Here is a 25,872-nt window from a genome sequence, read left to right on the forward strand (position 1 = left end):
CAACCATGTTTAACTAACCTTTACCAGTTATTAATCTGTGATGTCGTCTAAAAAGACGACGCGCGATTATTAAGCTTGTTGAATTTCGTTAAAAATTCACTCGGTTTTTTGCTTGGTAAAATCTATTTGCTTACTTATCTAGTTTTCAATGTGCAAAAAAATGGTGGGCCTAAATGGACTCGAACCATCGACCTCACGCTTATCAGGCGTGCGCTCTAACCAGCTGAGCTATAGGCCCTATCTATTTTTGAATGTCAAATAAACATTCAAAACTGAATACAATATGTCTCCGTTATTCCATGACCTCATGGTCATTCCGTAATATCCTTAGAAAGGAGGTGATCCAGCCGCACCTTCCGATACGGCTACCTTGTTACGACTTCACCCCAATCATCTGTCCCACCTTCGACGGCTAGCTCCTAATAAAAGGTTACTCCACCGGCTTCGGGTGTTACAAACTCTCGTGGTGTGACGGGCGGTGTGTACAAGACCCGGGAACGTATTCACCGTAGCATGCTGATCTACGATTACTAGCGATTCCAGCTTCATGTAGTCGAGTTGCAGACTACAATCCGAACTGAGAATAATTTTATGGGATTTGCTTGACCTCGCGGGTTCGCTGCCCTTTGTATTATCCATTGTAGCACGTGTGTAGCCCAAATCATAAGGGGCATGATGATTTGACGTCATCCCCACCTTCCTCCGGTTTGTCACCGGCAGTCAACCTAGAGTGCCCAACTTAATGATGGCAACTAAGCTTAAGGGTTGCGCTCGTTGCGGGACTTAACCCAACATCTCACGACACGAGCTGACGACAACCATGCACCACCTGTCACTTTGTCCCCCGAAGGGGAAGACTCTATCTCTAGAGCGGTCAAAGGATGTCAAGATTTGGTAAGGTTCTTCGCGTTGCTTCGAATTAAACCACATGCTCCACCGCTTGTGCGGGTCCCCGTCAATTCCTTTGAGTTTCAACCTTGCGGTCGTACTCCCCAGGCGGAGTGCTTAATGCGTTAGCTGCAGCACTAAGGGGCGGAAACCCCCTAACACTTAGCACTCATCGTTTACGGCGTGGACTACCAGGGTATCTAATCCTGTTTGATCCCCACGCTTTCGCACATCAGCGTCAGTTACAGACCAGAGAGCCGCCTTCGCCACTGGTGTTCCTCCATATCTCTGCGCATTTCACCGCTACACATGGAATTCCACTCTCCTCTTCTGCACTCAAGTTCCCCAGTTTCCAATGACCCTCCACGGTTGAGCCGTGGGCTTTCACATCAGACTTAAGAAACCGCCTACGCGCGCTTTACGCCCAATAATTCCGGATAACGCTTGCCACCTACGTATTACCGCGGCTGCTGGCACGTAGTTAGCCGTGGCTTTCTGGTTAGGTACCGTCAAGACTTGTTCAGTTACTAACAAATTTGTTCTTCCCTAACAACAGAGTTTTACGATCCTAAGACCTTCATCACTCACGCGGCGTTGCTCCGTCAGGCTTTCGCCCATTGCGGAAGATTCCCTACTGCTGCCTCCCGTAGGAGTCTGGACCGTGTCTCAGTTCCAGTGTGGCCGATCACCCTCTCAGGTCGGCTACGTATCGTTGCCTTGGTAAGCCGTTACCTTACCAACTAGCTAATACGGCGCGGGTCCATCTATAAGTGACAGCCGAAACCGTCTTTCAACATTGAACCATGCGGTTCAATATATTATCCGGTATTAGCCCCGGTTTCCCGGAGTTATCCCAGTCTTATAGGTAGGTTACCCACGTGTTACTCACCCGTCCGCCGCTAACATCAGAGAAGCAAGCTTCTCATCTGTTCGCTCGACTTGCATGTATTAGGCACGCCGCCAGCGTTCATCCTGAGCCAGGATCAAACTCTCCATAAAAGAAGTAAGCTTGATTAGCTCTTGTTGATTGGTTAAGCCAATCACTCTTTGAAGTACTTTCAGTACTCAAATTATTGGAATTAACGTTGACATATTGTCATTCAGTTTTCAATGTTCATTTTGTATCACAAGAATTAATTATACTCTTATTAAAACCTTGTGTCAATAACTAATTCAACTTTTCCAAGAATTTATTCAAGAAAAAAAGACCCTAGGGTCAAAAATTGAATTTTGCCCGGCAACGTCCTACTCTCGCGGAACGTAAGCCCAACTACCATCGGCGCTAAAGAGCTTAACTTCTGTGTTCGGCATGGGAACAGGTGTGACCTCTTTGCTATCGTCACCAGACAAATAGTAAAAACTTATTAAGAATGTATTGCACATTCAAAACTAGATAGTAAGCAGATTTTACGGCTCAAAAACCGATTTTAAAAATTTGATTAAGTCTTCGATCGATTAGTATTCGTCAGCTACACACATTACTGCGCTTACACCCCGAACCTATTAACCTCATCATCTTTGAGGGATCTTATAACCGAAGTTGGGAAATCTCATCTTGAGGGGGGCTTCATGCTTAGATGCTTTCAGCACTTATCCCGTCCATACATAGCTACCCAGCTATGCCGTTGGCACGACAACTGGTACACCAGAGGTATGTCCATCCCGGTCCTCTCGTACTAAGGACAGCTCCTCTCAAATTTCCTACGCCCACGACGGATAGGGACCGAACTGTCTCACGACGTTCTGAACCCAGCTCGCGTACCGCTTTAATGGGCGAACAGCCCAACCCTTGGGACCGACTACAGCCCCAGGATGCGATGAGCCGACATCGAGGTGCCAAACCTCCCCGTCGATGTGAACTCTTGGGGGAGATAAGCCTGTTATCCCCGGGGTAGCTTTTATCCGTTGAGCGATGGCCCTTCCATGCGGAACCACCGGATCACTAAGTCCGTCTTTCGACCCTGCTCGACTTGTAAGTCTCGCAGTCAAGCTCCCTTGTGCCTTTACACTCTGCGAATGATTTCCAACCATTCTGAGGGAACCTTTGAGCGCCTCCGTTACTCTTTAGGAGGCGACCGCCCCAGTCAAACTGCCCGCCTGACACTGTCTCCCACCATGATCAAATGGTGCGGGTTAGAAAGTCAACACAGCCAGGGTAGTATCCCACCAGCGCCTCCACGTAAGCTAGCGCTCACGTTTCTAAGGCTCCTACCTATCCTGTACAAGCTGTGCCGAATTTCAATATCAGGCTACAGTAAAGCTCCACGGGGTCTTTCCGTCCTGTCGCGGGTAACCTGCATCTTCACAGGTACTATGATTTCACCGAGTCTCTCGTTGAGACAGTGCCCAAATCGTTACGCCTTTCGTGCGGGTCGGAACTTACCCGACAAGGAATTTCGCTACCTTAGGACCGTTATAGTTACGGCCGCCGTTTACTGGGGCTTCGATTCGTAGCTTCGCAGAAGCTAACCACTCCTCTTAACCTTCCAGCACCGGGCAGGCGTCAGCCCCTATACATCACCTTACGGTTTAGCAGAGACCTGTGTTTTTGATAAACAGTCGCTTGGGCCTATTCACTGCGGCTCTTCAAGGCTTGCACCTTAAAAAGCACCCCTTCTCCCGAAGTTACGGGGTCATTTTGCCGAGTTCCTTAACGAGAGTTCGCTCGCTCACCTTAGAATTCTCATCTTGACTACCTGTGTCGGTTTGCGGTACGGGCACCTATTTTCTAACTAGAGGCTTTTCTTGGCAGTGTGAAATCAACGACTCGTCGGATTCATGATCCAACTCCCCATCACAACTCAACCTTACGAGTGCCGGATTTGCCTAACACTCAGTCTTGTTGCTTGGACGTGCACTCCAACAGCACGCTTCGCCTATCCTACTGCGTCCCCCCATCGTTCAAACAATCATAGGTGGTACAGGAATATCTACCTGTTATCCATCGCCTACGCCTATCGGCCTCGGCTTAGGTCCCGACTAACCCAGAGCGGACGAGCCTTCCTCTGGAAACCTTAGTCAATCGGTGGATGGGATTCTCACCCATCTTTCGCTACTCACACCGGCATTCTCACTTCTAAACATTCCACATGTCCTTGCGATCATGCTTCAACACGTTTAGAACGCTCTCCTACCATTATCCTTACGGATAATCCACAGCTTCGGTAATATGTTTAGCCCCGGTACATTTTCGGCGCAGTGTCACTCGACTAGTGAGCTATTACGCACTCTTTAAATGATGGCTGCTTCTAAGCCAACATCCTAGTTGTCTGGGCAACGCCACATCCTTTTCCACTTAACATATATTTTGGGACCTTAGCTGGTGGTCTGGGCTGTTTCCCTTTCGACTATGGACCTTATCACCCATAGTCTGACTCCCAAGTTAAATTATTTGGCATTCGGAGTTTGTCTGAATTCGGTAACCCTAGAGGGGCCCCTCGTCCAAACAGTGCTCTACCTCCAATAATCATCACTTGAGGCTAGCCCTAAAGCTATTTCGGAGAGAACCAGCTATCTCCAAGTTCGATTGGAATTTCTCCGCTACCCACACCTCATCCGCTCACTTTTCAACGTAAGTCGGTTCGGTCCTCCATTCAGTGTTACCTGAACTTCAACCTGGACATGGGTAGATCACTTGGTTTCGGGTCTACGATCAGATACTCATTCGCCCTATTCAGACTCGCTTTCGCTACGGCTCCACATTTACTGCTTAACCTTGCATCAAATCGTAACTCGCCGGTTCATTCTACAAAAGGCACGCCATCACCCATTAACGGGCTCTGACTATTTGTAAGCACACGGTTTCAGGTTCTATTTCACTCCCCTTCCGGGGTGCTTTTCACCTTTCCCTCACGGTACTGGTTCACTATCGGTCACTAGAGAGTATTTAGCCTTGGGAGATGGTCCTCCCAGATTCCGACGGAATTACACGTGTTCCGCCGTACTCAGGATCCACTCAGGAGAGAAATAACTTTCGACTACAGGACCTTTACCTTCTATGGTTGGCTTTTCCAAAACCATTCGTCTAATTATTTCCTTTGTAACTCCGTATTGAGTGTCCTACAACCCCAATAGGCAAGCCTATTGGTTTGGGCTATTCCCGTTTCGCTCGCCGCTACTCAGGGAATCGAGTTTTCTTTCTCTTCCTCCGGGTACTAAGATGTTTCAGTTCTCCGGGTGTGCCTTCTCACATACTATGTATTCATATGTGGATAACATGACATAACTCATGCTGGGTTTCCCCATTCGGAAATCTCTGGATCAAAGCGTACTTACAGCTCCCCAAAGCATATCGTCGTTAGTAACGTCCTTCTTCGGCTTCTAGTGCCAAGGCATCCACCGTGCGCCCTTAATAACTTAATCATGTAAATCCTTAGTTAAGCACTGTGTATCGAAGATACAACCATGTTTAACTAACCTTTACCAGTTATTAATCTGTGATGTCGTCTAAAAAGACGACGCGCGATTATTAAGCTTGTTGAATTTCGTTAAAAATTCACTCGGTTTTTTGCTTGGTAAAATCTATTTGCTTACTTATCTAGTTTTCAATGTGCAATGTTGAATGTCAAATAAACATTCAAAACTGAATACAATATGTCTCCGTTATTCCATGACCTTATGGTCATTCCGTAATATCCTTAGAAAGGAGGTGATCCAGCCGCACCTTCCGATACGGCTACCTTGTTACGACTTCACCCCAATCATCTGTCCCACCTTCGACGGCTAGCTCCTAATAAAAGGTTACTCCACCGGCTTCGGGTGTTACAAACTCTCGTGGTGTGACGGGCGGTGTGTACAAGACCCGGGAACGTATTCACCGTAGCATGCTGATCTACGATTACTAGCGATTCCAGCTTCATGTAGTCGAGTTGCAGACTACAATCCGAACTGAGAATAATTTTATGGGATTTGCTTGACCTCGCGGGTTCGCTGCCCTTTGTATTATCCATTGTAGCACGTGTGTAGCCCAAATCATAAGGGGCATGATGATTTGACGTCATCCCCACCTTCCTCCGGTTTGTCACCGGCAGTCAACCTAGAGTGCCCAACTTAATGATGGCAACTAAGCTTAAGGGTTGCGCTCGTTGCGGGACTTAACCCAACATCTCACGACACGAGCTGACGACAACCATGCACCACCTGTCACTTTGTCCCCCGAAGGGGAAGACTCTATCTCTAGAGCGGTCAAAGGATGTCAAGATTTGGTAAGGTTCTTCGCGTTGCTTCGAATTAAACCACATGCTCCACCGCTTGTGCGGGTCCCCGTCAATTCCTTTGAGTTTCAACCTTGCGGTCGTACTCCCCAGGCGGAGTGCTTAATGCGTTAGCTGCAGCACTAAGGGGCGGAAACCCCCTAACACTTAGCACTCATCGTTTACGGCGTGGACTACCAGGGTATCTAATCCTGTTTGATCCCCACGCTTTCGCACATCAGCGTCAGTTACAGACCAGAGAGCCGCCTTCGCCACTGGTGTTCCTCCATATCTCTGCGCATTTCACCGCTACACATGGAATTCCACTCTCCTCTTCTGCACTCAAGTTCCCCAGTTTCCAATGACCCTCCACGGTTGAGCCGTGGGCTTTCACATCAGACTTAAGAAACCGCCTACGCGCGCTTTACGCCCAATAATTCCGGATAACGCTTGCCACCTACGTATTACCGCGGCTGCTGGCACGTAGTTAGCCGTGGCTTTCTGGTTAGGTACCGTCAAGACTTGTTCAGTTACTAACAAATTTGTTCTTCCCTAACAACAGAGTTTTACGATCCTAAGACCTTCATCACTCACGCGGCGTTGCTCCGTCAGGCTTTCGCCCATTGCGGAAGATTCCCTACTGCTGCCTCCCGTAGGAGTCTGGACCGTGTCTCAGTTCCAGTGTGGCCGATCACCCTCTCAGGTCGGCTACGTATCGTTGCCTTGGTAAGCCGTTACCTTACCAACTAGCTAATACGGCGCGGGTCCATCTATAAGTGACAGCCGAAACCGTCTTTCAACATTGAACCATGCGGTTCAATATATTATCCGGTATTAGCCCCGGTTTCCCGGAGTTATCCCAGTCTTATAGGTAGGTTACCCACGTGTTACTCACCCGTCCGCCGCTAACATCAGAGAAGCAAGCTTCTCATCTGTTCGCTCGACTTGCATGTATTAGGCACGCCGCCAGCGTTCATCCTGAGCCAGGATCAAACTCTCCATAAAAGAAGTAAGCTTGATTAGCTCTTGTTGATTGGTTAAGCCAATCACTCTTTGAAGTACTTTCAGTACTCAATTATTGGAATTAACGTTGACATATTGTCATTCAGTTTTCAATGTTCATTATCTATTTTATAAATGGTGGAGACTAGCGGGATCGAACCGCTGACCTCCTGCGTGCAAAGCAGGCGCTCTCCCATCTGAGCTAAGCCCCCAAAATATTTAATAGAAGTCGGGAAGACAGGATTCGAACCTGCGACCCCTTGGTCCCAAACCAAGTGCTCTACCAAGCTGAGCTACTTCCCGTTATTAATAATGGCGCGCCCGAGAGGAGTCGAACCCCTAGCCTCTTGATCCGTAGTCAAACGCTCTATCCAATTGAGCTACGGGCGCTAAAAATGGTGCCGAGGACCGGAATCGAACCGGTACGATAATCACTTATCGCAGGATTTTAAGTCCTGTGCGTCTGCCAGTTCCGCCACCCCGGCAAGAAAAAATAAAAATGGAGCGGAAGACGGGATTCGAACCCGCGACCCCAACCTTGGCAAGGTTGTATTCTACCGCTGAACTACTTCCGCTAAATCATTATTTTTACAATATTATTAATGGTGAGCCATAGAGGATTCGAACCTCTGACCCTCTGATTAAAAGTCAGATGCTCTACCAACTGAGCTAATGGCTCTAAAACATGGTGCCGGCCAGAGGACTTGAACCCCCAACCTACTGATTACAAGTCAGTTGCTCTACCAGTTGAGCTAGGCCGGCTAAATGGTGGAGAATGACGGGTTCGAACCGCCGACCCTCTGCTTGTAAGGCAGATGCTCTCCCAGCTGAGCTAATTCTCCAATTAACAATACTGCCCGGCAGCGTCCTACTCTCGCGGAACGTAAGTCCAACTACCATCGGCGCTAAAGAGCTTAACTTCTGTGTTCGGCATGGGAACAGGTGTGACCTCTTTGCTATCGCCACCAGACAATGTTGTTTCGTTTTTGTCTTACTTTATATATTATATAGAGTTAGTTTATGTTTTTCAATAGTAAATTTTACACCTTGTTAACTTTCTTTACAAAGTTTTCGAATTCACGTCCGCTTGTTTTCAGCGACCTTTATATAATACCCAATTTATATTCTTTCGTCAATGCTTTTTATGAAAAAAGTTGTTTTTTTAATAAGAAAACGTTTTAACGCTTTATTTATGTCATTTAATACCAAAAATAAAGGCAATAACCTTATTATTAAAGGTTATTGCCGAACATAAAATTATTTTTGTCTCATATATGGGAATAATAGTACATCTCTTATTGATGCTGAATTTGTTAATAGCATAACTAAACGGTCAATACCAATACCTAATCCACCTGTCGGAGGCATACCATATTCTAATGCTTCGATGAAATCTTCATCCATTTCATGTGCTTCATCATTACCTTGATCTTTTTCTTTCACTTGCGCTTCAAATCTTTCACGTTGATCGATTGGATCATTTAATTCTGTAAATGCATTAGCGTGTTCTCTACCAACTATAAATAGTTCGAAGCGATCAGTAAATCGTGGATCTTCTGGATTTTTCTTAGCTAATGGTGATATTTCAATTGGATGTCCATAAATAAACGTAGGTTGAATTAATTCTTCTTCTACTTTTTGTTCGAAGAATTCATTTAAGATATGACCATATGTCATACGATCTTCTACTTCTATATTATGTTGTTTTGCTAATTCATGTGCCTCTTCATCAGTTTTAACTTCATAGAAGTCTACTCCTGTATATTCTTTGACAGCATCTACCATGTGCCATCTCTTCCATTTTGAAGCTAGATCGATTGTTTCTTCTCCATATTGAATTGTAGCAGAACCAAGTACTTTTTCAGCTATTGAAGCGACCATTGCTTCAGTTAAATCCATAATATCATTATAGTCTGCATAAGCTTCATATAACTCTATCATAGTGAACTCAGGGTTATGTCTCGTTGACACACCTTCATTACGGAATACTCTTCCGATTTCATATACTTTTTCTAAACCACCAACAATAAGTCGTTTTAAGTGCAATTCAATTGCTATTCTCATGTATAAAGTAGCATCTAAAGCATTATGATGTGTAACGAACGGACGTGCTGAAGCACCTCCTGCTATTTGATGCATCATTGGTGTTTCAACTTCTAAGAAACCTTTTTGGTTCAAGTAATTTCTCATCTCTTGAATAATTTGGCTACGTGTAATGAATGTTTTTGTTGATTCTTCACTTGTAATTAAGTCTAAATAACGTTGACGATAGCGTTGTTCAATGTCTTGTAAACCATGATATTTATCTGGTAAAGGTCTTAAAGACTTAGTTAATACTACGAATTCTTTCGCTTTAACAGATAATTCACCAGTATTCGTCTTGAACATAACACCTTTAATTCCAACTATGTCTCCTAAATCAGCATGTTTCCAAATTTCAAATTGTTCTTCACCGACTTGGTCTTTACGAACATAAATTTGAATTTGTCCTGTTATATCTTTAACATGAGCAAATCCTGCTTTACCTTTACCTCTTTTAGTCATCAAACGTCCAGCTATAGCAACTGAAGACTCTTCTTCTTTTTCTTGAAGTTCTTCTTTTGTAAATTCGTCCCATTCTTTATGTAAAGTAACAGAATCTCCGCTTCTTACAAATTTCTGCCCGAATGGATCAATACCTAAATCTCTTAATTCTTGTAGTTTTTCTCTTCGAACCAACATTTGGTCATTCATTTCTTCTGACATGATCTTCCACTCCTTAATTAAATTGCACTTATTTCTTGTTATTGCTCTTCAACAAATTGTTCAAGAATACTTACTAACTCATCTCTTGTATTTGTTTGATTTATAACTTTTCTAACTCTACCTCTTACATCTTTTAAGTACCATGAAGCATGTTTTTTCATTTCCTATTTCCCACATGGTCTAACCTCTTTCTTTATTATACTTTACTACTTGTTCGTCGTTTGGCAATAGCTCCCAAATATATTTTTTGGATATTGGTTCAACAACATTTGAGGCGATATCATTAAGTGGTACCATCACAAATGCTCTTTCTGTCATTCTTGGGTGTGGCACTTCTAAGTCTGGTGATTGAATAACGGATTGATCATATAATAATATATCAATATCAATGGTACGTGGTCCCCATCGTTCATTTCTAACACGATGTAATTGTTGCTCAACCATCATACATACTTTCAACAAGTCTAATGCTTCTAATTCAGTTGAGATTTCGATACACATATTCAAAAAATCAGGTTGTTCTGTGTATCCTACCGGTTTTGTTTCATATATTGGAGATACTTGCGTTACTTTGATACCTTCTTCTGAATTTAAAAATGTAACAGCTTGTTCTAATTGAAGTTCCCTCTCTCCTATATTACTTCCTAAACCTAAATATGCGGTATGCATTTATCTCTTCCTCACGATCTCAATACCAACACCATTATAATGTCCCGGAATTGGCGGATTATTTTTCGTAATCTTTACTTTAGTTTCCAATACTCGATTATAGTGCGAAAATAATTGTTTTGCAATACGTTCTGCGAGATGTTCAATTAATTGTACTGGTTCCCCTTCCATTATTTCTTTAACAATCTCGAATACTTCACCGTAGTTTACAGTCTTTTCTAAATCATCTGTTTCTCCAGCTTCAGATAAATCTAATTTCAATTCTAAATCTACTAAAAATATCTGCCCTAATTCGTTTTCAGCTTTAAATGCTCCATGATATCCATAAAAAGACATGCCATCTAGTATAATTTTATCCATATTTTATATCCCTTTCAAAGCATCAATAGTTTGCGCAACTCTTTTATTCATTTTTACGTTGTGTACGCGTACAGCATGAATACCTTTTTCAATTCCAAAAGCTGTCGTTGCTGCAGTTGCTTCATCACGCTCTTTCACATCTATATTTCCACCTAGTAAATCATTGATGAGACGTTTTCTACTTGTAGCCAGCATCACTTTATAACCTGTTGCTACTAATTCATCTAACCTCGACATTACTATACGTTCTTCTTCTCTTGATTTAGCAAATCCAATACCAGGATCTAACCAAATATTTTTTTCGGGTATTCCTGCTATTTCTGCTTGATTTGCTTGTTTCAATAAAGATAATAGCAATTCATCCATCACTGGCATTTCTCGGTTGCCGTCCCCATTATGCATTAAAATAATTTCGGCATCATATTTCGCAACAACATTAAATATTTCAGGATCATATAACCCAGCCCATTGATCGTTAATCATCGTTACACCACGTTTTAACGATTCTTCTGCAACTTGGCTTCTAAACGTGTCTACCGATAATTGAACATCTAAATCATTTAATGCTTCTATTACAGGTATAACTCTATTCAATTCTTCTTCTAACGTTACTTTAGTATATCCAGGACGTGTTGAAACACCGCCAATATCTATAATATCTGCACCTTCACTTATTAATTGTTCAGCATGTGCTCTAGCATTTTCAACACTATTATAAGAACCACCATCAGAAAAAGAATCTGGCGTCACATTTAAAATACCCATAACTTTCGTATTTTTCACAATAGAAAACCTACCTTTTACATAGATAAACTTATTATAACAAATTTAAAAAATCACGCCTAAATGAAATAACTTATTTAAGTTATTTATTCTAGACGTGATTCGTAATTAAAAGTTAATACATTATAAAATTATAAATGATTAGTCTTCAAAAGCATATAATGGTGTAGATAGGTAACGTTCACCGTTACTTGGTAATACTGTAACAACTGTTTTACCTTCACCTAATTCTTTTGCTTTTTTCAATGCAGCTTTTATAGCAGCACCAGATGAAATACCGCCAAGAATCCCTTCTTCTTTAGCAACTCTTCTAGACATTTCCATCGCTTCTTCATTTCCTACTTTAATAACATCATCATAAACTTTTGTATCTAAAGTGTCTGGGACAAATCCTGCACCTAAACCTTGTAGTTTATGTGGTCCTGGATTTCCGCCACTTAATATAGCAGAATCTTCAGGCTCAATAGCTACGATTTGGATGTTAGGGTATTTTTCTTTAAGCACTTTACCTGCACCAGTTAATGTTCCGCCTGTACCGACACCAGCTAAGAAAGCATCTATTTCTGTACCTTCGAATTGTTCAACTAATTCTGGACCAGTTGTTAATTCATGAACTTTAGGGTTTGCTGGGTTTTCGAATTGTTGTGGTTCAAAATAGCCTTTTTCTTCTTTGAGTTCTTTTGCTTTTTTGATTGCACCTTTCATTCCTTCAGCTCCAGGTGTCAATACTAATTCGGCACCATAAGCTTTTAATAGCGCACGACGTTCACTACTCATTGTGTCCGGCATAACAAATACTGCTTTGTAACCTTTTGCAGCTGCTACCATTGCTAGACCGATACCAGTATTACCAGATGTAGGCTCTATAATAGTATCGCCCGGTTTAATTTTACCTTCTTTTTCAGCAGCTTCTAACATCGCTAAAGCGATTCTATCTTTAACTGAACTACCCGGGTTTTGATATTCTAATTTTACATAAACATCTGCCGAACCATCTTCCACTACTCTATTTAATTTAACAACAGGTGTATCTCCAATTAATTCAACAATATTATTTACTCTCTTAGCCATTTATAATTCACTCCTAGTCAGTATTTTCAATTTCATATCTTAGTTTCTTTATCGGATATACTTATTATAACAAAATACGCCTTAAAGTGAAAGTATTTACTAAATTACTTTTTACATTTATTTTTTAAGTGACATTAAATCTTCTTCTGTAAAATTATATTTCGTTCTACAGAAATGGCATTCTACTTCAGCTCCATGATCTTCTTCTATCATTGAGTCGATTTCTGCCTCTCCTAAACCTTTAATTGCATTTAAGAATTTTTCTCTTGAACAATTACATTTGAACTCTACTTCCATGTTATCAATTATTCTTGTGTTTTCTTTTCCTAACACCGTTTCAATTAATTCTTCTGGTGAAAGGCCTCTATCTATCAATTTAGAAACAGGTTCCATTTGATTAATTTTTTCTTCAATCGCTTCAATCGTTTCTTCAGAAGCACCTGGCATAAGCTGAATAACAAACCCGCCTGCTGCTTTAATAGAATTATCTGGGTTTACCAGTACACCTAGTCCAACAGCTGATGGAACTTGTTCACTCGTAACAAAATAATAAGTAAAGTCTTCGCCAAGTTCTCCCGAAACAATCGGTGTAGAACCTGTGAAATAGTCTTTTAGCCCAATATCTTTTACGACGCTTAGCATACCATCTGTACCTACTGCACGTCTTACGTCCAATTTACCTTGATCATTTAACGGGAAATGAGTTTGAGGATTTTGAACATAACCTCTAACTTCACCTTTAGCATTAGCATCTACCATAATTTTACCTATAGGTCCGCCCCCGTCGATAGTAATCGTTAATTTCTCTTCATTTTTTAACATTGAACCCATTATCACACCTGCTGTCATCGATCTTCCCAATGCAGCAGAAGCAGTTGGCCATGTGTAATGTCTCGTTTGAGCTTCTTGAATTGTATTTGTAGTCTGTACAGCAAAAGCACGTACTTCATCATTAAATGCCAATGCTCTTACTAAATAATCTTTTGTCATAAATATACTCCTTCTTTAAAAAAAGCCCCTCTCAATCAAACTATTGAAAGGGACTTGTATAAATTTATTCTTTACGATCTGTAGGTTTATTGTCACCTAAATCATCGATATTTGGTTCTTCTTTATGTGCTGGCTCATCATTAGATTTTTCTTCATCAGATTCTTGTTCATCTTTCGAATTATGAGATTCTTCTTTTTTAACCTCTTCGTAAGATTTACCAATTTTGTCATCTTCGACATCTAATGTGCCTTCTTGTTGTGTTAAGTCACCTTCATATTTATCTTCGTCAGGTTCATTGTCTTCTTCTAAGTGAGAATCATCGTATTTAACTTCTGGTAATTTTCCTTCGTTAAATAATGAGTGGATTTGTTCAGCGACTAACGTTTCTTCAACAAGTAATGTTTTAGCAATTAACTCTAATTGAGATTTATGCTCTGTAAGAATTTGTTTACAACGTTCATATTGTTCTTTAATAATACGTTGTACTTCTGAATCAATTTCATAAGCAATTTGATCTGAATAATTTGGTTCAGACTGCATATCTTTACCTAAGAATACTTGTCCACTGTCTGAGCTACCGAATTGTAACGGACCTAATTTCTTACTCATACCGTATTCCGTAACCATCTTACGTGCAATACTAGTAGCACGTTGGAAGTCGTTATGTGCACCAGTTGATGCCTCACCAAAGTTAATCTCTTCAGAAACACGACCACCTAATAGTCCAACTATTTTATCTAATAGTTCTGGTTCAGTCATGAAGTAACGATCTTCTTTAGGTAACATCATTGCATATCCACCAGCTTGTCCGCGAGGAACGATTGTTACTTTATGAACCATTTCAGCTTCATCTAATACACAACCGATAATTGTATGTCCCGCTTCATGGAAAGCCACAATATTTTTTTCTTTTTCGGAAATAACACGTGACTTCTTGGCTGGTCCAGCGATAACTCTGTCTGTAGCTTCTTCTATATCTCGCATATCAATTTTAGTTTTATTTGTACGAGCAGCAACTAATGATGCTTCATTTAATAAGTTTTCTAAATCTGCACCTGAGAATCCTGGTGTTCTTTGTGAAATTGCTTTTAGGTCTACTGTTTCATCTAAAGGTTTATTACGTGCATGTACTTTAAGTACTGCTTCACGACCTCTAACATCTGGACGACCAACTTGAATTTGTCTATCAAAACGTCCAGGACGTAATAATGCTGGGTCAAGAATATCAGGACGGTTAGTAGCTGCAATCATAATGATACCTTCGTTTTCACCGAAGCCATCCATTTCAACTAATAATTGGTTCAGTGTTTGTTCACGTTCATCGTGTCCACCGCCAACACCTGCGCCACGTTGACGACCTACAGCGTCAATTTCATCAATAAAGATGATACATGGAGCATTTTTCTTAGCATTTTCGAATAAGTCACGAACACGGCTTGCACCGACACCAACGAACATCTCAACGAAGTCAGAACCACTTATTGAGAAGAACGGTGTTCCAGCTTCACCTGCAACAGCTCTTGCAAGTAAAGTTTTACCTGTTCCTGGAGGACCAACTAGTAAAACACCTTTAGGTATTCGTGCGCCCATTTTCTTGAATTTACGATTATCTTTAAGGAAATCTACAATTTCCACTAATTCTTGTTTCTCTTCGTCAGCACCTGCTACATCAGAGAATCTAACGCGTTTTTTCTGGTCGTCATAAAGTTTGGCTTTTGATTTACCAAAGTTCATAACGCGGCCGCCACCGCCACCGCCGCCTTGCATTTGGCTTAAGAAGAATATAAATAAAAATGCAATAATTAAAACAGGGATGAGTGTCGTTAACACACTTACGAACACACTTTGTTTTTCTTCTTCTTTGACATTGAATTTCAAGTCACTTTGCTTATCGGCTGTTTCTGTAATTTTTTTCAGATCATCTTGGTTGTTAAATAGGATTGAAGATGTATATTTTTCATCTTTACCTTTTTTTAGTTCACCGCTAACCATATAAACATTTTGTTCTGGTTGAATAGTTAACGTTTTTAAATCGCCTTTTTCTAACTTCGTCATAAACTCATTATATGTAAGTTGTTTTGGTGATTGTCCGTTGCCATTAATGAACTGGAACACACCAAATAGGACGATAGCTAAAAGCGCAATCATTAATATATTTCGAAAAGCTTTTTGCATTCAATTTGTCCTCCTACTCAATTAATAAAACTAACAAAAATTTTACCACATTTATAATTTCACACGCTAGTAATTAACCTTACTTAACTAATCATTCATAGATTTCAGGTTTTAACGTTCCAATATACGGTAAATTACGATATTTCTCAGCAAAATCTAATCCATAACCCACTACGAATTCATCTGGAATTTTTTCGCCGACGTATTTAGCTTCAATATCCACTTTACGCTTCATTGGCTTGTCTAATAGTGTCACAATTTCAATAGAATTAACATTTCTGTATTTCAATAAATCAACTATTGAATTTAAAGTTGTACCCGTTTCTAAAATATCTTCGATGATAATCACATCTCTATTTTCAACTGATGTACTTAAGTCTTTTAAAATTTTAACTTCTCCAGTTGATTCTGTTCCACCATGATAGCTTGACACATCCATGAAATCTATTTCTAAATGCGTATCAATATTTTTGATTAAATCTGTCATGAACATAATGGACCCTTTAAGGATTCCTATACAAATAGGTGTTTTTCCATTATAATCTTCTGTGATTTGCTTTCCTAGTGTTTTGCATCTTTCTTGAATTTCATCTGCAGATAAAACAACAGACTTAATCGAATCTTTCATTAAAAGTCATCTCCAATATAAGTGATAGTTAATACATTTTTAAAGTTAGAATCAATCCAAATATCCCCTATTGCTACAATATCATCCTCGTTAACAATAATCGGACAGTAATCACGTTTATGTATATCCATCTTGTTGTCTATCATGATTCTATTTACTTTTTTGTGTTGTTTATTTCCCCGGTTATAATACTGAATACGATCTCCTGGCTCTCTTGTCCTTACAAATAAAGGAGACGATAATCGTTTAGCTTCAATCACCCAATTCCCAAATATAAATTGCTCATCATTATCAATATATATAGAATTTACATTGAACTCAATATCTTTACATAGTAATAATTTATCATATGCTACAATAAACTGCCAATCATCAGATACTGGAATAACGGATTGTTTTTTTTGATTATGAAATATGTCGAGCCATTCTTGATAAGCCTTCATACTAAATTGACGTTGAACATACTTTCCTAACAAATTATCGAGAATCTGAATTTTTATAAGTGGGTTTAAATCATTAAATTTATGACGGTCTATTACTATTTTAGATCCTTGAACAACCTCATTGTTTATAAACATTTGTGCTTGTTGATTTACTAAATCCCGAGCATCATCCATCCATTGGTTCAATGTAACTAAATGAGAAGTTGATAATTCATCTCGTTCATCAACTATAGGTAAAATATTATTGCGAATATAATTCCTTGTATATTTAGTGTCTTGGTTAGATTGATCTTCAAAATAAGTAAATTGAGTTTCATGTTGATATTGTCTTAATTCTGATTTGGATATATTTAAAAAAGGACGTATGATTTTATAACCATTTCTAGTTTGGTTTTTAGAAATACCAAGTGAAGATCGACCGATTCTACCTGAAAACAGTCGGTATGCTATGGTTTCTTTTTGGTCGTCTAGATGATGTGCTGTTAATAAAATCGTACTATTGGTTTCTTTCATTATTTGATCAAACCATTCATATCTTATGTTTCTAGATACATCTTGAATACTTTTATTTTGTTGCACTACATCAGACAAGTCTAATGTTTTAATATATATTTCAATATTATGTTCTTCACAAAATTCTTCAATAAATTTCGCTTCATCTTGCGACTCTTTTCTTAAGCCATGATTTACATGTAAGCAAATCAATTTTTGGTAAGTGTGTTTGTACGTCGTATTTAGTAAATGTAATAACGACATACTATCTATCCCAGTTGAAACAGCCAATGCTAAATTATCATCATGTTCCCAAGTTATCTCGAGCATTGTTACACACCTCAATCTATAAATTCAATTGATTATCTCAAAATAAAAAGAGGCTCAAGTTATTAGCCTCTTTTAGTTATAATCAATTATCGTCTTGCACCTTTACCGCCACGACGTGATTCAGTTTGTCTCTTAATAGACGTTAACTTATCCTCACTATCTTTTAAAAAGTTTGATAATTTTTTCTCAAAGTCTTCAGGCTTTGCTTCTTTCTTTGGCGCTTGACGTTTCGGACGTTCTTTAGCTTTTTTAATAGATAAGCTAATTTTGCCGTCATCCGCTACTGTTAATACTTTAACTTCTACTTCATCGCCTACAGATAAATGGTCATTAACATTTTCTACGTAGTTATCAGCGACTTCACTGATGTGCACAAGGCCACTTTTCCCTTCAGGTAATTCAACAAACGCACCAAAATTTTTAATACCTGTAACTTTCCCTTTGACTTTATTGCCTACTTCAATTGACATATTATTACTGTATCCTCCTGATATAATTTCACTTTAACCTTATTATATGCTTCTATACAAAATTATACAACGTCATATATAGATTATTTGTCTTTTTCTGAATCTTTTTTGTCTTCTGGTAATTTAAATATAATTTCACCGTCATTACTAAGGAAATATTCGCTTCTTGCTAATTTTTCAATATATTCTTTATTATTTAAACGTTTTATTTGTTCTTTCAACTCTATTTCTTGATCCTGTAATTTTTCATAAGTTACAGCTTTTTCTTTACGTTCTTGCACTAACTCTTCATTACGATTTTTTTGCAAAAACAACATAATAATCATGATGATAATGATAAGTAGCAAAATTCCACCAAACAAGGTTAATCTTTTTCGTACCACTTGGCGCGTTTTATTAACAGTTTTCTTTTTTTTGTTTTGTGACTGTGTAAATTCATTATCTAAATTTTTAATTTTTTGCGCCATAAGAATACCTCCTTATTTATATAGATTCTTGTATTTTCTCTTCTTTGACAACTTCAAACATTGTTTTTGCATTCTCTTTATTAGCATGCTCAGAAAGCCCTGTTACTTTCACTACAATAATACGATTACCTAATTTAAGTTCTAATTCATCATCTACATTAACATTTGTGCCAGCTTTAGCAGTTTGTCCATTTATTTTAACTCTGCCTTGGTCACTTACTTCTTTAGCTAATGTTCGACGTTTAATCAAACGCGATACTTTTAAGTATTTATCTAATCTCAAAGTTTCAAATCCCCTCTATTAATTAATGCTTTAAGTTCTTTTTCATTTAAACTGTCTAATTTGGTTTTATCATACAACTTCAAAAAGTAATCAGCAAATATTTTTTCCAATTTTTCACGTTTTACTTTTCCTTCTTTTTGTTTTTCTTTTTGCCAAATTTCATGTAGATCATCTAAGCTATCTGCTTTTTCTTCTCCAAACACATGAGGATGTCTTCTGACCATTTTACTCGTTAAAACACCAACTACTTCTCTAATATCAAAGTATCCTTCTTTCTTCCCAATAGCAGAATGCAGCATGACTTGTAATAAAACATCGCCTAATTCCTCTATCATATGGTCTATATCATCTTCATCGATTGCTTCAATTAATTCAAATGCTTCTTCAATTATATAACGTTTTAACGTTTCATGAGTCTGCACTTTATCCCATGGACATCCATCTTCAGATACAAGTGTGTCTATTGTTTTTTCCAAATACTGAAAATCATTATACATTTCATTATCGTCCGTTATCTTAGGTACAAACAAACTTGTTAAATTAGATAGTGATGCGTGGTGGTCCATTTCATATAATGGACACGTAATAACATCAGCTTCTCCCAATCTTGCATTTGTAACTAAACTAACTATATGTTCGTCTGGATAACGTTCCATTAAAGTGACTTTAACATCAGATGCTACCATTTGATCATAAACTTGTGTAATAATCGTGTTTGTTCTTATATTTAACATCTTTTCTTCTAGGTTCGTACCATCTAATAATGTTAAACCATCGTTTGGATCTATTTTAATCGCTCTAAACATATCATCAAGAAAACTTTTACCACCTAAAATTTTTACTTGAGCATCTGTTTCTAATAGAAATTGAGTCGTCGTTTCTGCCACCATCGGGTCTCCAGGAACTGCATAAATAACCTCTTCATTTCGAGACTTATCGATTAACGTATCTACAATTTCATTATATACATCTATAAAATGATCATGCTTTTCATAAATATAATCGAAGCTTTCCCAATTCACTTCTTTTAATTCATTCACGACAGGGTGTTCTATTGTTCTTGCATATACTTTATCAGCTGATTGTAAAGTTCTATATATGCCCAATGGCAGTTCTTCAAGACTATAGTTTCCTAAACCAACGACTGTAATTTGTTGAGACATTGTTTTACTTCTCCTTCATCAATTTATCCATTAAAGGTAAATGTTGACACTCTTCTCTTTTTAATATTTTCAATTTAATTATACCTAATAACACAATAATAACTCCAACAATACCCGCTAAAACGAGGACTAACAAACTTGATAGTCTTGATTGAGTAGGAATACTTAGCACTATTTGTACTAATCCAGACATTATAGTTAGCGTGAAGATTACTTTAGCAATAAATAATCCCATGTTTTGAAATCGATATAATTTCATGACGATGATATGCAATGTTAATGCATAAATACCCAAAGATATTACAGTAGCCAAACTGGCCCCAAATATTCCAAATCGCATCACAAATACATAGTTTCCTATGCTTTTAAATAGTAATCCTATTATAAGTGCAATGAGTAATACTGACCGTCTAGCTTTAACTTGTAATAACGCTGTATACATAATAATAAATGTGACAAATACAACTGAAAGCATAAATACACTTAATGTGCCTACTAATTCGTTCGTCTTAAAGAATACCGTATTTAGTAAAGGCAAGAGATTTATTAAACCTATTGCTGCAGCCATACTGAAAAGTACTGTTATTTTGAGTGACGTGTTAGCATATTCATTAACTAAATGATGATTTTTCTTCTGTAACTCTTCCGTAAGGAGTGGAATGAGTACAAAACTAAATGTAGTCGTAATAATCAGCCCCATTTGAATGAGCGAAGCCCCTCTATCAAATATACCTTTCACTTTTATGCTTTCCTGAAATGTATAGCCAGTATCTTGTAGTAAATGGATTAATGTAAATGAATCCACTAATTGCCACAATATAAGAATCAAATAAGATATGGCATATAATACAGTCATAATAATGACATCTTTTAAATCATTAAAATTTATTTCCCAGGAAAAATGAATGTTTGGCTTTCTTTTCAAATAAAAATATAAAACAATGCTAAAAAGCCCAATAACTGAACCACTTATTGCAATTGTTCCAGCTTGGTAAATTGAAACATCCATGTACATAAATACAGAAATAGCAATAAATATTACAATCACTCTTAATACTTGATCAATTACTTGTGATATCGCAATAGTATTCATTTGGTGTTTCATTTGATAATATCCTCGTACCATCGAAATAAACACGAGTGGTATTAAGGCAATACTAGCCATGCGAATCATAGGTGTTAGTTGTACGTCACCCATCCAACTACTTATAGTAGGTGCAAAAATTAACACCCCTATACTGATGGTTAGACAAATACTTTGTAACCACCAAAATAATGCTGAAATAGTAGTTTGAGGTCGTTTAATCATCCAACTGCTCATTACGCTAGGTAAAGCATTTAAACTTACTACACTCACAATCGCGACTAATGGGTAAACTTGTTGATAAGCATATAAACCTTCATCGCCTAATATATTTTGATAAGGTACTCTATAAATTGCACTTAATGACTTAACGATTACCATAGTAATAGTTAAGAGTAACACACTATTAAAAATCGGTTTAGATTGCGTCATCATCCACCAAACTCTCATTAATAACTTCTGTTAAGAACTTCAAATCATCAAGCCACTGTTTTGTTTTTTGTAACTTAAACACCATTTGATTATCCGCAACAGCTATTCTAAGCTTTCTACCTAGTGGTTCTGTAACTTTAAATAATACGTCACCTTTCAAGTGGTTTGTTGTATATTCTGAGGTTGTTAATTGAATTGTATTTCCTGTTTCTTTAATCTCGGTAATTCCAAATAAAATACCATTTAATCTAATTCTTACAACATCTAGTAATCGTTCCACTTCTACAGGATATTCACCAAAGCGATCAATTAGTTCATCTTGCAAGTCTTCTAACTGGGAAACAGTAGTAATACTTCTCATCTTTTTATACATTTCAATTTTTGCTTGTTCATTTTTGATATATTCTGCAGGTATATAAGCGTCAACTTTAACATCAACTTCTAATTGTGGTCCTTCTGATTCAGGCTCTATACCACGTTTAACATTGACCGCTTCTTCTAACATTTGAGAATATAAGTCATAACCAACAGAATCTATAAATCCTGATTGCTGACTTCCTAACAGGTTACCTGCACCTCTTATATTCAAGTCTCTCATTGCAATTTTAAACCCGCTACCTAATTCTGTAAATTCTTTAATTGCTTGTAACCTTTGTTCAGCAACTTCTGTCAGTACTTTATTTTGTTCGTGTAAGAAGTAAGCATAACCTATTCTACTAGAACGTCCAACGCGCCCTCTTAATTGATAAAGTTGGCTTAACCCAAATCGATTCGCATCTTCAATAATCAAAGTGTTAGCGTTAGGAACATCTACGCCCGTCTCTATAATTGTCGTAGTTACTAAAATATCATATTCACCGTCAACAAAATTAAGCATAGTCTCTTCTAACTCACGTTCCGTCATTTGACCATGAGCTACACCTATTCTTGCATTAGGCATAAGCATCGATAACTGCTCACTCTTTTGGTAAATCGATTGAACCCTATTATATAAATAGAATGCCTGTCCACCTCGAGACAACTCTCTTTCTAATGCCTCTTTTACAAAATTCATATTCTGTTCTAATACATAAGTTTGTACTGGGAATCTATTCTCAGGTGGCGTCTCTATAACAGATAAATCTCTTACACCTAACAAGCTCATATGAAGGGTTCTTGGTATTGGTGTAGCTGTTAGTGTTAATACATCAACATTAGTTTTTAATGCCTTAATTCTTTCTTTATGTTTAACACCAAATCGTTGTTCCTCATCGACAATTAATAAACCTAAATCTTTATATTCTACATCTTTACTTAGTAATTTATGAGTACCAACTACGATGTCTACAAAACCTTTTTTAATACCTTCTTTTGTTTCTTTTACTTGTTTAGGCGTTCTAAAACGACTCATCATTTGAATTTCGACAGGATATTCTTGCATTCTCTCTCTAAAAGTTTCAAAGTGTTGTTGAGCCAAGATAGTTGTAGGTACTAAGACTGCTACTTGTTTACCTTCTAACACAGCTTTGAAAGCTGCTCTAATCGCAACTTCAGTTTTACCGTAACCAACATCTCCACAAAGTAAGCGGTCCATAGGTCTAAGTTTTTCCATATCACCTTTGATTTCTTCTAATGAAGTAATTTGATCTGGTGTTGGTTCATAAGGAAAGTCCATTTCAAATGTCATTTGTTCTTCAGAATCAGGTCCATATTGATAGCCTTCCACTTGCTCACGTTCTTGATAAAGTTTTAATAATTCATCAGCAATATCTTCAACATTTTTTTGAACTTTAGCCTTTGTTTTTTTCCATTCTGTTCCGCCTAATTTATTAACTTTAGGCTCTTTATCATCTGAGCCAACAAACTTTTGAACATCGTTCATTTGATCAACAGGTACAAATAATTGGTCTGTTCCTTTGTACTGAATTTTAATATAGTCTTTGTGTATGCCTGAAACTTCTAATGTTTCAACACCTAAATATTTACCTACACCGTGATGTACATGAACAACGTAATCTCCGACATTTAACTCTTGATAAGACTTAATTTTCTCTGCATTCGACAGTTTTTGTCTTCTTTTAGATTGTTTACGTTCGCGTGCTTTGAAGAGTTCTTTTTCAGTCACAACAACTAATTTCATGTACGGCAATTCAAATCCTTCAGATAATGCGCCATCTGTAACAACTGCTTGACCACTATTATCGATATGTTCTATACGATCTATTACAGTTGGTATCTTCATGTCGCTGAGCATACTTTGAATTCTCGTTTTGCGTGTTTCTGATTCTGCCAATAAAACAACAGTGAATCCTTGTTTCATATAGCGATCAAATTCAGACTGCATAATATCATATTGTCCATAAAAACGTTGCACTGGTTTACATGAAAACTTGACCATTTCCTCTATCTCTACAGGCATGCTTGCTGTAAATAAAGTAAAATAAGAAATTTTATGTTTATTCAACAAATCAGTAAACGCTGATTCTACAATAAAGCGTTGTCCTATAAACCCTTGCCCAGATTCAATTAAAGATTGCGTGAATTCTTCAATTTCTACATCTAATGAGTTTTCGGTGTCTTTAATTCTATTATATTCATCTACTACAATAAGAGCGTCTTCTGCTAAATAATCTACAAATGTAGATACCTCATCATACATAAATGCAATAACTCGTCTTAAAATCTGATGATCTTTTAATTCATCATCTTGCATTAAAATATTTTGATAAGTGTCTTTCAAATCAGGACGAATTTCTTTCGGTAGTTTTTCACGCGTTTGCTCATATGATTCTTCCATACGTTCTGATAATCTATTGATTTGTTCTGAAGTGAAAATATAATCACTTGCACTTGTTATTTCAACTTCTTCTACATTTTGTAAAGAACGCTGCGTTTCAACATCAAAGACTCTCATACCATCTACTTCTGTATCAAACAACTCAATACGTACAGGGTCTCCAATAACAGGGTATATATCGATTAAGCCACCTCGAATTGAGAATTCACCAATCGCTGAAACTAGGGACTGTCTCTTGTATCCCATATCAACTAATTGCTTAGCCCATTCTTCTAACTCTATATCATCACCTATTTTTATAGATTTATAATGATCTTTCCAAATGGACGGAGGTGTGAGTTGTTTCTTCAAGCCATTTATTGGCACGATAAATAACCCTTTCTTACTTTGAGCAAGATGGGTTAGAGTTCTAACACGCTCACTCATTAAGTCTGGGCTTTGTGTTGAAAATGCTTCAATCATAATATCTTGTACAGGAAATTTAAATACTTCTTCAGGCGGTAATAATTGCAGTATGTCTGCTTCTAATTTATCCGCTTGGTATAAATTATTTGTCACAATGACTAATTGTTTATCGTGTTTCAAATATTGTTCTAGAATAAGCAATGCTTTACTAGATTGATTCAAACCGGTAACGAGTATGTTTTTTTCTCCAAAAATACGTTCTAAATCTTGAAATCGCTCATCTTTTTGTATAATTTCATGAATGACATGTCTCATTCTACTTCACCGTTAAACTGATTCATAACATTAGGAAATGTTTCACCTTTAATTATACTTTCACAAGCATCTGCTGCCCGTTCTATTACCTTTTTCATAGTTATCATTTCATCTTCAGAGAATTTTTGTAGAACATAACTCGGAACACTCATACCGTTAGTCGGACGATCTATACCAATTCGTACTCTATTAAATTTATCTGTTCCTAAATGTTGTATTAAAGACTTCATCCCGTTATGACCGCCAGCACTGCCTTTTTGGCGCAGTCTCAAATGACCTTGTGGCTGATCTAAATCGTCATATAGAACAAGTAAATCTTCAATATCAATATTATAATAATCCATTAGTGGCCTTACTGCCTCACCAGATAAATTCATGAATGTCATCGGTTCAATAAGCATAACCTTTTCACCATTTATTAATCCGATAGTATAGGCACCTTTAAATTTTTGTTTATCTAATTGTAATTGATGACGATCAATCAATTCATCAACTACTTCAAAACCTATATTATGACGAGTTCCGTCAAATTTCTTACCTATATTTCCAAGTCCAACAATACATTTCATGTTGTAACCTCCATATTAATACTAAGTATTTATTATAGCATTTTTACGTTAGTTTTCATCTAACTATACTTATATCATTATAAAATTAGACAAAAAAGAGTCTGAGACATTGATATGTCCCAGACTCCTTTTAAAAGAT

16 protein-coding genes, 9 tRNA genes, 5 rRNA genes and 1 pseudogene are annotated in these 25,872 nt (G+C 37.8%); all 31 read right to left on the bottom strand.

Translation table 11 applies throughout. The annotated features are described in order from the left end of the window. Window positions 1-161 precede the first annotated feature (161 nt). Window positions 162-238: transfer RNA gene (locus tag ACNMOQ_RS13370), tRNA-Ile, on the bottom strand. A 93-nt stretch (window positions 239-331) separates the two neighbouring features. Then, a 16S ribosomal RNA gene (locus tag ACNMOQ_RS13375) occupies window positions 332-1,887 on the bottom strand. A gap of 233 nt (window positions 1,888-2,120) precedes the next feature. After that, window positions 2,121-2,235, bottom strand: a 5S ribosomal RNA gene (rrf, locus tag ACNMOQ_RS13380). Window positions 2,236-2,323: 88 nt separating this feature from the next. Next, window positions 2,324-5,250, bottom strand: a 23S ribosomal RNA gene (locus tag ACNMOQ_RS13385). Between the two features lie 279 nt (window positions 5,251-5,529). Then, window positions 5,530-7,085 (bottom strand): 16S ribosomal RNA (locus tag ACNMOQ_RS13390). A 133-nt stretch (window positions 7,086-7,218) separates the two neighbouring features. Further along, a tRNA-Ala gene (locus tag ACNMOQ_RS13395) sits at window positions 7,219-7,294 on the bottom strand. Window positions 7,295-7,311: 17 nt separating this feature from the next. Next, window positions 7,312-7,385, bottom strand: a tRNA-Pro gene (locus tag ACNMOQ_RS13400). A gap of 10 nt (window positions 7,386-7,395) precedes the next feature. Next, a tRNA-Arg gene (locus ACNMOQ_RS13405) sits at window positions 7,396-7,472 on the bottom strand. Window positions 7,473-7,478: 6 nt separating this feature from the next. After that, window positions 7,479-7,567 (bottom strand) — tRNA-Leu (locus ACNMOQ_RS13410). A gap of 15 nt (window positions 7,568-7,582) precedes the next feature. Further along, window positions 7,583-7,657, bottom strand: a tRNA-Gly gene (locus ACNMOQ_RS13415). A 28-nt stretch (window positions 7,658-7,685) separates the two neighbouring features. Continuing rightward, window positions 7,686-7,761: transfer RNA gene (locus tag ACNMOQ_RS13420), tRNA-Lys, on the bottom strand. 7 nt (window positions 7,762-7,768) lie between these two features. Further along, a tRNA-Thr gene (locus ACNMOQ_RS13425) sits at window positions 7,769-7,844 on the bottom strand. Between the two features lie 4 nt (window positions 7,845-7,848). Then, a tRNA-Val gene (locus tag ACNMOQ_RS13430) sits at window positions 7,849-7,924 on the bottom strand. Window positions 7,925-7,937: 13 nt separating this feature from the next. Then, window positions 7,938-8,052: ribosomal RNA gene (rrf, locus tag ACNMOQ_RS13435) — 5S ribosomal RNA — on the bottom strand. The 16S, 23S and 5S rRNA genes sit together here with 9 tRNA genes alongside, the layout of an rRNA operon. Window positions 8,053-8,339: 287 nt before the next feature. Continuing rightward, complete coding sequence (gene lysS / locus ACNMOQ_RS13440; protein WP_064205418.1) at window positions 8,340-9,827, bottom strand: lysine--tRNA ligase; 1,488 nt, start codon at window positions 9,825-9,827, stop codon at window positions 8,340-8,342. 38 nt (window positions 9,828-9,865) lie between these two features. Continuing rightward, window positions 9,866-9,991 (bottom strand): annotated as a pseudogene (locus ACNMOQ_RS13445) (tRNA-dihydrouridine synthase); the annotation flags it as partial. Between the two features lie 16 nt (window positions 9,992-10,007). Then, entirely contained in the window at window positions 10,008-10,496 is a 489-nt protein-coding gene (gene folK, locus ACNMOQ_RS13450; protein WP_016999883.1) for a 2-amino-4-hydroxy-6-hydroxymethyldihydropteridine diphosphokinase, read from the bottom strand. After that, entirely contained in the window at window positions 10,497-10,856 is a 360-nt protein-coding gene (gene folB, locus ACNMOQ_RS13455) for a dihydroneopterin aldolase (protein WP_016999885.1), read from the bottom strand. It abuts the gene before it with no gap. 3 nt (window positions 10,857-10,859) lie between these two features. Beyond that, window positions 10,860-11,639 carry a dihydropteroate synthase gene (gene folP, locus ACNMOQ_RS13460; RefSeq protein ID WP_416349995.1) on the bottom strand — a complete coding sequence of 260 codons (780 nt, stop codon included), beginning with the start codon at window positions 11,637-11,639 and terminating at the stop codon, window positions 10,860-10,862. A 141-nt stretch (window positions 11,640-11,780) separates the two neighbouring features. Beyond that, window positions 11,781-12,710, bottom strand: coding sequence for a cysteine synthase A (cysK, locus tag ACNMOQ_RS13465; RefSeq protein WP_064211599.1), 930 nt, complete (start codon window positions 12,708-12,710; stop codon window positions 11,781-11,783). Between the two features lie 117 nt (window positions 12,711-12,827). Further along, entirely contained in the window at window positions 12,828-13,700 is an 873-nt protein-coding gene (gene hslO / locus ACNMOQ_RS13470; protein WP_016999891.1) for an Hsp33 family molecular chaperone HslO, read from the bottom strand. A 64-nt stretch (window positions 13,701-13,764) separates the two neighbouring features. After that, complete coding sequence (gene ftsH, locus ACNMOQ_RS13475; RefSeq protein ID WP_016999893.1) at window positions 13,765-15,876, bottom strand: ATP-dependent zinc metalloprotease FtsH; 2,112 nt, start codon at window positions 15,874-15,876, stop codon at window positions 13,765-13,767. Window positions 15,877-15,967: 91 nt separating this feature from the next. Then, the gene (gene hpt, locus ACNMOQ_RS13480) at window positions 15,968-16,504 is read right to left on the bottom strand and encodes a hypoxanthine phosphoribosyltransferase (protein ID WP_016999895.1); all 537 of its coding nucleotides are present in this window, start codon (window positions 16,502-16,504) and stop codon (window positions 15,968-15,970) included. Further along, complete coding sequence (tilS, locus tag ACNMOQ_RS13485; RefSeq protein WP_416349996.1) at window positions 16,504-17,769, bottom strand: tRNA lysidine(34) synthetase TilS; 1,266 nt, start codon at window positions 17,767-17,769, stop codon at window positions 16,504-16,506. The genes hpt and tilS overlap by 1 nt, the downstream gene beginning before the upstream one ends. Before the next feature lie 86 nt (window positions 17,770-17,855). After that, window positions 17,856-18,239, bottom strand: a complete 384-nt coding sequence (locus tag ACNMOQ_RS13490; protein ID WP_016999899.1) for a S1 domain-containing RNA-binding protein — start codon at window positions 18,237-18,239, stop codon at window positions 17,856-17,858. Between the two features lie 83 nt (window positions 18,240-18,322). Further along, window positions 18,323-18,706 (bottom strand): FtsB family cell division protein, encoded by a 384-nt coding sequence (locus tag ACNMOQ_RS13495; RefSeq protein ID WP_064205202.1) that lies wholly within the window; start codon window positions 18,704-18,706, stop codon window positions 18,323-18,325. Between the two features lie 16 nt (window positions 18,707-18,722). Then, a complete protein-coding gene (locus ACNMOQ_RS13500) occupies window positions 18,723-18,989 on the bottom strand; it encodes an RNA-binding S4 domain-containing protein (protein ID WP_416349997.1) in 267 nt (88 codons plus the stop codon). Continuing rightward, window positions 18,986-20,152 (bottom strand): MazG nucleotide pyrophosphohydrolase domain-containing protein, encoded by a 1,167-nt coding sequence (locus tag ACNMOQ_RS13505; protein ID WP_064211598.1) that lies wholly within the window; start codon window positions 20,150-20,152, stop codon window positions 18,986-18,988. Before ACNMOQ_RS13505 ends, ACNMOQ_RS13500 begins: the two co-directional genes overlap by 4 nt. A gap of 4 nt (window positions 20,153-20,156) precedes the next feature. Further along, window positions 20,157-21,668, bottom strand: coding sequence for a polysaccharide biosynthesis protein (locus ACNMOQ_RS13510; RefSeq protein WP_416349998.1), 1,512 nt, complete (start codon window positions 21,666-21,668; stop codon window positions 20,157-20,159). After that, window positions 21,655-25,164: a transcription-repair coupling factor gene (gene mfd / locus ACNMOQ_RS13515; RefSeq protein ID WP_135022249.1), complete on the bottom strand. Its 3,510-nt coding sequence runs from the start codon at window positions 25,162-25,164 to the stop codon at window positions 21,655-21,657. The genes ACNMOQ_RS13510 and mfd overlap by 14 nt, the downstream gene beginning before the upstream one ends. Continuing rightward, window positions 25,161-25,733 (bottom strand): aminoacyl-tRNA hydrolase, encoded by a 573-nt coding sequence (gene pth / locus ACNMOQ_RS13520; RefSeq protein WP_016999906.1) that lies wholly within the window; start codon window positions 25,731-25,733, stop codon window positions 25,161-25,163. Before pth ends, mfd begins: the two co-directional genes overlap by 4 nt. Window positions 25,734-25,872 lie beyond the last annotated feature (139 nt).

This window comes from Mammaliicoccus lentus (assembly GCF_947036595.1).
Lineage (GTDB): Bacteria > Bacillota > Bacilli > Staphylococcales > Staphylococcaceae > Mammaliicoccus > Mammaliicoccus lentus.